This window comes from Microcystis sp. M49636_WE2, from assembly GCF_030065375.1.
Lineage (GTDB): Bacteria > Cyanobacteriota > Cyanobacteriia > Cyanobacteriales > Microcystaceae > Microcystis > Microcystis aeruginosa_C.
Genome location: NZ_JASJFG010000796.1, coordinates 1 through 1,241 on the forward strand (window position 1 = coordinate 1; position 1,241 = coordinate 1,241).

General features: G+C 41.8%; 3 protein-coding genes. All 3 read left to right on the forward strand.

Annotated elements, in window-relative coordinates; genetic code table 11:
- On the forward strand, positions 1 to 424 hold a 424-nt coding region (locus tag PX484_RS18210; protein ID WP_288105014.1), incomplete at its 5' end, for a lipase family alpha/beta hydrolase.
- A 94-nt stretch (positions 425 to 518) separates the two neighbouring features.
- Positions 519 to 941 (forward strand): ssr2422 family thylakoid membrane protein, encoded by a 423-nt coding sequence (locus tag PX484_RS18215; protein WP_287664160.1) that lies wholly within the window; start codon positions 519 to 521, stop codon positions 939 to 941.
- 69 nt (positions 942 to 1,010) lie between these two features.
- A partial coding sequence (gene rplI / locus PX484_RS18220) for a 50S ribosomal protein L9 (RefSeq protein WP_288105016.1) occupies positions 1,011 to 1,241 on the forward strand: 231 nt, incomplete at its 3' end.

Below are 1,241 nucleotides of genomic sequence, written 5' to 3' on the forward strand. Positions count from 1 at the left end.
GGACAATTATATCGAGAAAAACTTTGCTAAAGAGCAGAAAGTAGATCTGATTGGGTTTAGTATGGGAGGATTAATTACCCGCTACTACCTGCAAAGATTGGGAGGAGTGGCAAGAGTGCAACGTTACCTAAATATTTCTGCTCCGAATCGAGGCACTTTAACCGCGTATAGTTTACCCTTAGATGGGATTAGACAAATGCAGCCGGGGAGTCAATTTCTAGAGGATTTAAATCAAGATTGTCAACAAATTTTAAATAAAATTAAAACCACAATTATCTGGACTCCCTACGATTTAATGATATTTCCTGCCCATAGTTCCCGTTTATCGGTGGGCAAAGAAATTTCCATTCCCGTATTGCTTCATGCTTGGATGGTCAAAGATAGCAAAGTTTTAACAACAATTAAAGAGACCTTATTAGAATAGAAATACTGGTTGTCTCCAACACCTGAACAAGATCAAAATATTACCGACAAAAACGTTAATTATCATCAAAAAAGCTTGACTTAACGTTATAATTGTGCTAGGCGATCAAATTCCCCTAGGTGTCACTATGTCCACTCAAGAACCCACCCTAACCGATGTTCTCAACGAATTGAAAAGCTTCCAAACAGCAGTAAATCAACGTTTTGAAGCGATAGACCAAAGTTTTGAGGCGATAGACCAACGTTTTGAAGCGATAGACCAAAGTTTTGATGCTATGGGGCAACGCTTTCAGGAAATAGACCAACGTTTTGATGCTATGGGGCAACGCTTTCAGGAAATAGACCAAAGATTAGACAAGCTCGACTATAAATTTGACACCTACGAAAAAGCCTCCGAGAAAGTGCTGAGATTAGCCACAACAATTATTATCGCAGCCGCCACCGTAGCGGTTTTACCCTCGGCCTTTCAGGCAATCGGCCCCCTATTAACCCAAATAATCGCCGCCGGCAATAACTAACTTGTGATCGAGACTTGACGATTGCATGGTATGATAGGGGTTTTGGAACTATTGTTTTAGGTCAAGATCATGGCGAAACGAATGCAGGTTATCCTCAATCAAAAAGTCAGCAAATTAGGCGAAAATGGCGATGTGGTGGAAGTAGCCCCCGGTTATGCCCGCAATTACCTTATCCCCCAAGGTGTGGCCGTTTTAGCCACCAAGGGCGCGATTAAACAGGCAGAATTTAGGAAAGAAAAAGAGCGTCAACGTCTCCTCGCTGAAAAACAAGAAGCGGAAACCAGAAAAACTGCGATCGAA